Origin of the sequence: Azospirillum formosense (genome assembly GCF_013340925.1) — a bacterium.
In the GTDB taxonomy this organism is placed as follows: domain Bacteria; phylum Pseudomonadota; class Alphaproteobacteria; order Azospirillales; family Azospirillaceae; genus Azospirillum; species Azospirillum formosense.
On record NZ_WHOR01000227.1, the window covers coordinates 1 to 9,554 of the forward strand.

The 9,554-nt window shown below is 67.3% G+C and carries 8 protein-coding genes; 3 read left to right on the plus strand and 5 right to left on the minus strand.

Annotated features, from left to right (window positions below; all coding sequences use genetic code 11):
* Positions 1 to 806: HAMP domain-containing protein (locus GBZ26_RS22600; RefSeq protein WP_247884872.1), on the minus strand; the 806-nt coding region annotated here is incomplete at its 3' end.
* Between the two features lie 141 nt (positions 807 to 947).
* Entirely contained in the window at positions 948 to 1,331 is a 384-nt protein-coding gene (locus GBZ26_RS22605) for a response regulator (RefSeq protein ID WP_174440785.1), read from the minus strand.
* A gap of 475 nt (positions 1,332 to 1,806) precedes the next feature.
* On the opposite strand from GBZ26_RS22605, the gene GBZ26_RS22610 reads away from it, so the two are divergent.
* On the plus strand, positions 1,807 to 3,093 hold the full coding sequence (locus GBZ26_RS22610) for a pentapeptide repeat-containing protein (protein WP_174440786.1): 1,287 nt from the start codon (positions 1,807 to 1,809) through the stop codon (positions 3,091 to 3,093).
* 296 nt (positions 3,094 to 3,389) lie between these two features.
* Positions 3,390 to 3,761 (plus strand): c-type cytochrome, encoded by a 372-nt coding sequence (locus GBZ26_RS22615; RefSeq protein WP_174440787.1) that lies wholly within the window; start codon positions 3,390 to 3,392, stop codon positions 3,759 to 3,761.
* A gap of 75 nt (positions 3,762 to 3,836) precedes the next feature.
* On the opposite strand, the gene GBZ26_RS22620 is transcribed toward GBZ26_RS22615, so the two are convergent.
* A complete protein-coding gene (locus GBZ26_RS22620; RefSeq protein ID WP_174440788.1) occupies positions 3,837 to 5,831 on the minus strand; it encodes a methyl-accepting chemotaxis protein in 1,995 nt (664 codons plus the stop codon).
* Positions 5,832 to 6,179: 348 nt separating this feature from the next.
* On the opposite strand from GBZ26_RS22620, the gene GBZ26_RS22625 reads away from it, so the two are divergent.
* Positions 6,180 to 8,174: a methyl-accepting chemotaxis protein gene (locus tag GBZ26_RS22625; RefSeq protein ID WP_174440789.1), complete on the plus strand. Its 1,995-nt coding sequence runs from the start codon at positions 6,180 to 6,182 to the stop codon at positions 8,172 to 8,174.
* A gap of 34 nt (positions 8,175 to 8,208) precedes the next feature.
* On the opposite strand, the gene GBZ26_RS22630 is transcribed toward GBZ26_RS22625, so the two are convergent.
* Positions 8,209 to 9,309: a prohibitin family protein gene (locus GBZ26_RS22630; RefSeq protein WP_174440790.1), complete on the minus strand. Its 1,101-nt coding sequence runs from the start codon at positions 9,307 to 9,309 to the stop codon at positions 8,209 to 8,211.
* A partial coding sequence (locus GBZ26_RS22635) for a hypothetical protein (RefSeq protein WP_247884873.1) occupies positions 9,306 to 9,554 on the minus strand: 249 nt, incomplete at its 5' end. The genes GBZ26_RS22630 and GBZ26_RS22635, both read right to left, overlap by 4 nt.

Here is a 9,554-nt window from a genome sequence, read left to right on the forward strand (position 1 = left end):
TTCCCCGGCGCCTGCCCGCCCAGCTTGCCCTCGGTGCCGACCTCGCGGGCCACGCGGGTGACTTCCGAGGCGAAGCTGTTGAGCTGGTCGACCATCGTGTTGATGGTGTCCTTCAGCTCACGGATCTCGCCCTTCACGTCCACGGTGATCTTGCGCGACAGGTCGCCCTTCGCCACCGCCGTGGTGACGTCGGCGATGTTGCGGACCTGGGCCGTCAGATTGGCGGCCATCAGGTTGACGTTGTCGGTGAGGTCCTTCCAGGTGCCGGCGACGTCCTTTACCTGGGCCTGCTCGCCCAGTTTGCCCTCGATGCCGACCTCGCGCGCCACCCGCGTCAGTTCCGCCGTCACGGTGACGAGCTGCTCGACCATCCGATTGACCGTGCGTGCGGTGAGCAGGAACTCGCCCTGAAGGGGACGCCCGTCGACCTCCAGCGGCATCGACTGCGACAGGTCGCCCTTGGCGACCGCGCCGATGACGCGGGCCATCTCCTGGGTCGGCCGGGTCAGGTCGGCGGCCATGGCGTTGACGCAGTCCACGCAGGCGCCCCAGCCCCCGGAGGCCGTGGGCAGGCGAACGCGCTGTCCGATCCGCCCCTCTTCTCCGATGGCGGCGCTGACCCGGCCGACCTCCTCCACCAGGGTTTCGTTCATCTCAACCACGTCGTTGAAGGCGGCGGCGATCTCGCCGTCCAGCCCGTCCAGGTCCAGCGGCAGGCGCACGGAGAAGTCGCCCTTGCGGAACTGGCGCAGCGCGCGGAGGAGAAGCTGGGGGGAAAGCCGGTCGTGAGCGTCCGTCATCGTCATGACGAGAAGGTTCCTAAGAAGTCCAGGCCTGTGTCTCGGATGTCCCCTTGCGCACGATCGACGGTACGCCCGGCTGAACGCCGGAATGGCCGCGCGCCGGAGCGGCGCAGCCACGGGACAGCATGCGGAAGGCGGGATGCGCTAATACCGGGGAGCGGCGTTGTTGAGCAGAGCCTTCAACTGGCGCTCGTCGTAGGGCTTCTGGATGAAGCCGTGATGGTCGGCGGCGCGGGCGCGTTCCAGCAGGACGGGGTCGCTGGCCCCGGACATGAAGATGCTGCCGACGGAGAAGCGCTCGCGCAGCGCCTGCGCCGTCTCGATGCCGTCCTGGGGGCCGGCGAGGCCGATGTCCACCAGCGCCAGGGCGGGGCGCTCCCGCTCGGCGATCTTCAGCGCGTCGGCGGCGTTGGCCGCGACGCCGCAGACCTCGTAGGACAATTCCTCCAACATGTCGGTCAGGTACATGGCGACGATCGTCTCGTCCTCGACGACCAGAACACGGATGGGAGCGGCATCGGCGGTCAATGTCCCATCCGTCCGAGCCTGTGGAGACCTGTTGATCGGGTTGGTCATCCCTTTTCCCTCTTGTCGTTTTGCCGGCTGCGGTGCCGGGACGGCGTCGATGAGGTGCGCATCCCGCCCGCCGCCGAAACCCGAGCGGAGGCGTCGGATGCCGGCGAGGCTGACCAGGACGAGTAGCACGGAGGGGTGAGGCAATTAAGGGAGAAAAGGTCAAATACCTCCAACAGGTTATGCCCATTGGAGTGAGCGCACTCCAAAAGAGGGCGCGTCTATTCCTTAGTCTCGATATGGAATAGTGCGAACCGCGCGCTGCCGTGTCGTCTTTGCTTCGCGTCGACTGGAATTTGCGGGACGAACACGCGGGTTTCGTGCGGCGATATGCAACGTTATTAACAATTTTTCAAGTAATTTCTCGCGTAAGTTTGCCAATCTCCACGGGGCGGGCGTGGAGTCGGCGATAGGGTTGCGGGGAACCTGGATGAATGTTGCCCCGACAAGCGGGCCGGGCGATGGAGCGGACCTGAGCCTGGAGGATCTGGCGCAGGCCATCAGAGCCCACCGGCTCTATCTGGCGGCTCGCCCGAACGGCCTGCGTCTTCAGTTGAAGGCGGCGGACCTGACCGGCTTCGACCTGTCGGGGCTGGTTCTGTCGGACGCCATCCTGACCGGCGCGAACTTCCGGCGCAGCGTTCTCCGGCGTTGCAATTTCGATGGGGCGGATCTGTTCGGCGCCAGCTTTGTCTCCGCCGACCTGCGGGAAGCCTCGCTGGTCGGGGCCGACATGCGCGGGGCGAACTTCACCAAGGCCTGCCTGCGCAACACGCTGTTCGAGCGGGCGGACCTTCGCCCCGGCCAACTCGTGCTGTGGAAGGACCGGCGCAAGGCCCGGCAGAAGGCGGCGCTGCGGGACGCCGTCCTGGTCAACGCGAACTTCACCGACGCCGACCTGACCGGCGCCAACCTGACCCGCGCCAGCCTGGAGGGAGCCGACTTCAGCAACGCCGCCCTGTTCGGCGCAAATCTCAGCGGTGCCGACCTGCGCGGCGCCGATTTCAGCATGGCGAAGCTGAAGGGCGCCATCCTGAACAACGCCTCCGTCGCCGGGGCCACCTTCCAGGGCGCCGACCTGCGCGACGCCGAGTTGCGCAACGTCGCCATGGCCACCGCCGACTGGGCGGAGGCGCGGATGATGGGCGCCATCTACCACCGCAACCAGTCGGATTTCCCGCCGGAAATCCGGGAGGGGCTGGAGGGGCATGTCCGCTGGATCAACAGCAACGGCAAGCAGGGCAAGCGGTTCGACGTGTCGGATGGGGCCTTCGTCGGAACCGACTTCGACGGCTGCGACCTGAGCGGGGCGATCTTCCGCAACTGCGATTTCACGCGGGCGAGTTTTCGCGACAGCAAGCTGCAGATCGCCCAGTTTCCCGGCTGCCGCATGTGTGAAACCTGTTTCGAGAATTCGGAACTGTCCGGGGCCAGCTTCGAAGGTTGCGACCTGACCCGCGCCATGATGCGCAACGCCGTGATGCGCGCCATCGAGCTTTTGGCGGCGGACGGCCAATCCACCGGACGCCTGTGGCCGACCAATCTGCGCAATGCCCAACTGGCCGACAGCGACATCCGCGGTGCCGACCTGCGGGGGGCGCGGCTGACCGGGGCGGACCTGACCAATTGCAATCTGTCGGGCGCCGACCTGCGCGACACCGACATCGAGAAGGCCAACACCACCGGAACGACGCTGGTCCATTGCCGGTTGAAGTGACTATGAATTTTAATCCCGAAAAATTTTCGCAAAGAGTCGGGCATTTTGTCGCAGGGCGTCCCCTCCGCCCACTCCCGGCATTGTGCATGCCAGCATTGCGGGATTAAAACGCCGGCCGAGGTGGCGGCTGGTTTCCCAAGCCGCTTGTCATGATCGAGGCCAAGCAACGGAGCGGCGGACGCCGCACGGCGCCATGCGGCGACCATTGATCGTGGTGAAGCGAAGAACGCAGGACGTCCTGCGGGCTTTGGGTGGCCCTGCCTGTCTTTTGGGCATTGGAAATCGAGGATAGCGCAATGAAGCGTAGTGTTGCCGTTCTGGCCTTCGGCCTGTTCGCCGCCCTTCCCGGAATCGCCTCGGCGCAGGACGCCGATGCGGGCGAGAAGGTGTTCAACCAGTGCAAGGCCTGCCACACCATCGAGGCCGGTGGCCCCAACCGCGTCGGCCCGAACCTGCACGGCGTCGTTGGTCGCCCGTCGGGCTCCATCGAAAGCTTCAAGTATTCTGATGCGATGAAGGGCGCCGGCCTCACCTGGGACGAGGCCAATCTCGACAAGTACCTGACCGATCCGAAGGGCGCCGTCCCCGGCAACAAGATGGCTTTCGCCGGCGTGAAGAACGAGCAGGCCCGCAAGGACCTGATCGCCTTCCTGAAGAAGAACAGCTGACGCATCTGACGGCCCGCGCATGGCGTGGCCGGAAGGGGCGGGGTTGCCCCTCCGGTCACGCCGGCCCCGCGGGCTTCAGGCGACCGCCGGAAGCGGGCGCAGGCCGGCGGTGAGGCGTTGGACCTCCGCGGCGAAACGGTCGGCGACGTCCGGCGTCAGTTCGAACCGGACATGCAGATCCTGCTCCTTGCCTCCCAGCACCGCGAAGGGGATGGAGGCGGAGCAGCCGGGAATGGTCAGCACGCCGCGGCTGCCCAGCTGCGTCCGGTCCAGGCCGCGGATCGTGGCGCCGCCTTCCGACAGGTTGGTGAGGTGTCCCGACAGCGACCCCACCGCCCCGGCGATGGTGCAGGGCAGGTTGACCTCGAACCGCGGGGCGCGGCGGCGGTCCACCTCCGGCGTGGCGGTGCGCACGGCGCGGACCAGCATCTCGCGGAGATGGTCGATGCTTCCCGCCACGTCGGACGCCACCCGGCGGACCTCGTCGGCGCGGCTGCCGGTCACCGCCGCTTCCTCCGACACGTGGGCGATGCGGGACGACACCTCCTGCGCCGCGGCGGCGGTCTGGCCGACGTTGCGCGAAATCTCGCTGGTCGCGGCACCCTGCTCGTCCATGGCGCTGGCGATGCTGCTGGCGACCCCGTCGATCTCGGTGATGGTCCGCCCGATGTCCTGCACCGCGTCGACGGCCCCGGCGGTCATGCTCTGCAGGTCGGTGATCTGGCGGGAAATCTCCTCCGCAGACTTGGAGGTCTGGGTGGCGAGGTTCTTCACCTCCTGGGCCACCACCGCGAAGCCCTTGCCGGCCTCGCCCGCGCGCGCCGCCTCGATGGTGGCGTTCAGCGCCAGCAGGTTGGTCTGGCTGGCGATATCCTGGATGAAGGTGGCGACCTCTCCGATGTGGCCGATGGCCTCGGACAGGGAGAGCACCACGTTTTCGGTCCTGCGGCCGCTTTCCACCGCGCGGCGGGAAATCTGGCTGGCGAAGGTGACCTGGCCGGTGATCTCGGCGATGGAGGCGGTGAGCTGGTCGGTGGCCGCCGCCACGGCCTGGGCGTTGCCCAGAGCCTGTTCCGCCGCGGCCGCCACGCTCTGCGAGTTGGCGGAGACGGTTTCGGCCGAGCTGGCCATCGCCTGGGCGTTGCTGTCCATCGAGACGGACCGTTCGGCGACGCGGTCCACGGCGGTGCGGGTTTCCTGCTCCACCGTGCGGGCCATGGATTCCAGGGCGGCGATCTTGGCGGCCTCGGCCTCGCGGCGCTCGCGCTCCTGCGCCTCGCGCAGGCGCTGGTTGTCGATGCCCTTCTGGCGGAAGATTTCGACGGTCTTGGCCATGGCGCCGATCTCGTCCTGGCGGTCCAGGCCGGGCACCGTCACGTCGTAATGCTCGTCGGCGAGCTGGAACATGGTGCCGCGGATCTGGTCCAGCGTGCGGAACTGGCGCCGGACCACCAGAAGCATCACCAGGGCCATGCCGACGGTGATGACGGCCGCCACCTGGATGATGTTGGGGACCACCTCCTCCAGCACGCCCAAGGCGACGCTCTTCTTAAGGCCAACGAACAGGACGCCGATGACCTCGCCGTTCCGGTCGATGATCGGGTCGTAGGCGGTGAAATAGGCCTCGCCCAGGATGTCGGCCTCGCCGCGGAATGGCTCCTTGCCGTCGATGACGGCGCTGTAGACCGGCCCGCGGGCCAGCTTCGTCCCGACGGCCCGGCTGCCGTCCGGGTTGTGGATGTTGGTCGCCACGCGGGTGTCGCCGCGGAAGATGGTGGCCACGCCGCCGGTCACGCTGCGGACGGTGTCGACGATGTCGTTCGCGCCGTCCAGCTTGACATCGTCGATGTAGAGCGCGCCGTCCTGGAGCCGATACTCTGACCCTTTCTGGTCGAGCAGCATCCGGAAGTTGGTGATGGCCTGCTCCCTCCGCTCCGCCGCGTCCTTGCTGATGCTGGCGGTGACCTTGACGATCGTCGCGTAGGTCAGGGCGCCCGACAGGGCAATCAGGCCGAGCGTGCACAGAATGGTCAGCTTCGTCGCAAGGCTCAGCGTGCGGAGGGGATTCATCGGCCGACAACTCCTTGAAAAATCTCCAGGTCGTCCCGGAAACACCGGGGCGGCGGCGCATTGGTAACTTTGCCGTGCATTTGTAACAAATAGTTTTATCAACCTCGGGACGCACCGAAACCTTGCATTGTGAAGGTGTCGTTGCGGTGCCAGTCGTCCATTTTGGGGAAAGTGATTGTATTATCAGGCTTATTCACTGCACGCTCTTTTGGCTGTGCACGAATTAAACCATCTGTTAATCATGAAGTGGGACAGCATGCCGCATGGGAATTCCTTTTAGAGGTACCTTAGGTCTGGCGGAAATGTTATCGAATGGTGCCCCTTCATTACAGAATACAAACATTCGCCATGCCGGATTCCCTGCGCGCCCTGGACGTCACCAAGACTGCCTATTTCGATCTGGGACCGGAGGCGGTCGGCAGCCTGCAGCAGGCGTTGCCGATCATCGCCAGAGCCCTTCCGGGGATTTTGGACCGCTTCTACGCCCGCACGTTGTCGCAACCCGAGTTGGCCGCCCTGTTCACCAGCCCGGCGCAGGTCGAAGGGGCCAAGCGCGCCCAGATCGCCCACTGGACCCGCCTGTTCGAAGGCCGCTTCGACGACAGTTATAAGGAGTCCGTTCGCGCGGTCGGCATCGCCCACCACCGCATCGGGCTGAGCCCGAGCTGGTATGTCGGCGGCTATGCCTTCATCCTGGGCGAGATCATGGCCGCCCTGGCGCAGAGCATGGGCGGGACGCTGCTGACCGGCGGCCGGCTGGCCTCGATCGTGACCATGCAGCGCGCCGTGGTGTCGGCGGTGCTGATGGACCTGGACGCCGCCCTGTCCGTCTATTGGGACCGGCTGATCGACGAGCGGCTCCAGGCGGTGGACGCGATGGTCGATTCCATCGACCACGAGGCCAACGACGTGGTGGACAGCGTCGCCAGCTACACCGCGGACCTGCGCCGCACGGTCGGCGACCTGGACAGCGTCTGCGCGTCCGTGAAGGACAGCATCGCCGGCACGTCCGCCGACACGGCGGAGGCGCTCGACGCCGCCCAGACCGTCGCCGCCGGGGCGGAGCAGCTCCAGGCCGCGGTCGGCGAGATCTCGGTGCAGGTCGGCGACGCGTCCCGCATCGCCGGGGAAGCGGTCGAGAAGAGCGGCGAGGCCCGCCAGATCATGGCGCAGCTCAGCACCGCGGCGCAGGAGATCGGCGGCATCCTGAACATCATCCGCGCCATCGCCGGGCAGACCAACCTGCTGGCGCTGAACGCCACCATCGAGGCGGCGCGCGCCGGCGAGGCGGGCAAGGGCTTCGCCGTGGTCGCCACGGAGGTGAAGAACCTCGCCGGGCAGTCGGCCAAGGCGGCTGACGATATCGCCGCCAAAGTCGGCGCCATCCAGGCGGTGACCGAGCAGGCCATCACCGGCATGGACGGGGTGGCCACCACCATCACCACCATGCAGGAGATCAATTCCTCGATCGCCGCGGCGGTGGAGGAGCAGTCCTCCGCTTCGCGCGAGATCGCCCGCAACATCGGTGAGGTCGCCGGCATTTTCCGCGGCATCGCCAGCCGGATGACCGAGGTCGGCGGCGAGACGCAGCGCGCCACCACCGTGGCCTACACCGTCGGCGAGAGCGCCAACCGCATGCAGGAGGCGCTGGACACCCTGCCGTCGCTGCTGGCGCGGGCCATCCGCACCTCCTCCGATCTGGCGAACCGTCGCCACACGCGCCGCCGTCCGGTTCTGCTCGACGGCAGCGTGGACCAGACGCCGGCGCTGGTCCGCGACATCTCCGAATGCGGCTGCTACGCCGAGACGAAGGGGGCGGCGCCCACAGGCGGTCAGGTCACCGTGTCGCTTCCCGGCTACAAACTGTCGCTGCGCGGCTCGGTGGTGGCGCGGCACGACAACCGGCTGCACATCCGCTTCGACGAGCGGAAGATCGGCCGCGAGGAGGTGGACCGCATGAGCCGCGACGGGGTGGGCGAACTGGTCCGGCTGGCCAAGCAGGACCATCTCGCCTTCGTGGACAAGATCATGGAGGCGGTGGGCGGCCAGCGCACGCTTCTGCCGGCGGACCTGTCCACCCATCACTCCTGTCGCCTCGGCCGCTGGTACGACAGCGTGAACGATCCCCGGACGATGCGCCTGCCCACCTACAAGGGCATGGCCACGCCGCACCGCACCGTCCATGAGTCGGGCCGCGAGACGCTGCTCGCCCTTCAGGCGGGCAACCGCATGGAGGCCGAACGCCACGCCGCCGAGATGAAGCGGGCGTCGGCGGAGGTGGTCCGCCTGCTCGACGAGATGCAGCGCGATTTCGCCCGGACCCTCGCCGAGGCCGCCGAGTAGCCGCTTCCTTTGGACGGAGCGATCCCGCCGGGCCTCAACGCCCGGCGGTGTCCGGCGGCGCTTCCGGCGCGCTGTTCTCCGGTAGCAGCTCGTCCAGGTTGGACAGGCGGCCGGCCAGCCCGTCCGGCTCCTTCGCAGCGGCTTCATGGGTGGCGGCGGGTGCTGCCCCCGTTCCCGACTTGGCGTCGTCGCCGGTGTTCAGGATGACCGGCAGGCCGTCCCGTCCGCCGATGATGATGGTCTTGGCGTTCGACGAGGTGGCGAAGGCCCGCGTCGCCTCGATGCCGCGCAGGCGCAGATACTCCGGCGTGATGTTGCGGGCGACGATGTCCTGGAAATCGCGCACGCCCTCCGCCTCGATCCGCTTGCGGTCGCGCTCCTTGGCCTCGCGGGCGATGCGGAAGTCGTATTCCTCCATGATCTGCTGCTGCTCGATCTTGCGGTCGATGGCTTGGCGGACCAGCGGCGGGAAGCTGACCCCGGCCACCAGCACATCCTCCACCCGGATCATCAAGGCGCCGTAATCGTCGGCGATCGCGCCGGGGGGCAGCTTCAGCGCCTGCAGATCGGTCGGCGGCGCCGGGAACTGGCGGCGCGCCTCGGTCAGCAGGAAGCCTTGGATGTCCGCCCGGTTGATCGAGTAGAAATTCTCCGGATTGTGCTTTGACACGAATTCGTAGACGAGGCTGGCGATCTCCGGATGCACCAGCTTTTCTGCGTAATCGTCCCCGGCCAGCTTGTGAAGCAGGCCGGCGGCGGGCGGGTTGACGCGGTAGCGCAGAGCCACGGTCACCGTCATCGACATGCCGTTGGCCGCCACCGCCTCGTAGGTGCGGGTGTCGGTGCGCAGGCGCACGTCGTACATCGTCACCCGGTCCCACGGGAAGATCAGGTGGGTGCCCTCGCTGTAGACCCGATCGGTGACCGTGCCGCCGAAGAAGCGCAGCCACAGCACCCCCACATGGCCGGAGGGCACCTCGACGAAGACGGCGGGGGCGATGGCGAGGAAACCGAGGATCAGGGTCAGCGTCAGCGCGTAGATCGACACGCTGCGCCGCTTCAGCCAAAGGCCGGCGCGCTGCGGCAACGGGGCGCGGGCGACGCTCCCCTCGGCCGACTGGTCAAGCGTGGTCATCGCGGTCTCGTCGTCAGCATCTTCTCACGTTCCCGCGCGCTGGGGCGGCCCACCGCCTGGATCACGAAGTTCACCGGCGGAGTCAGGAAGAGGGCCAGAAGGAAATGGCCGATGAAGCCGATCGTGGTGTTGCGGCCCATGACGGCGCACACCAGACAGGCGAGGAGATAGAGCATGACGAGGACAAGGGGCATGCGCGTCCGGCCTTGGAAGGAGAGCGGGGCGGAGGGGTGACGGCGGGAGGA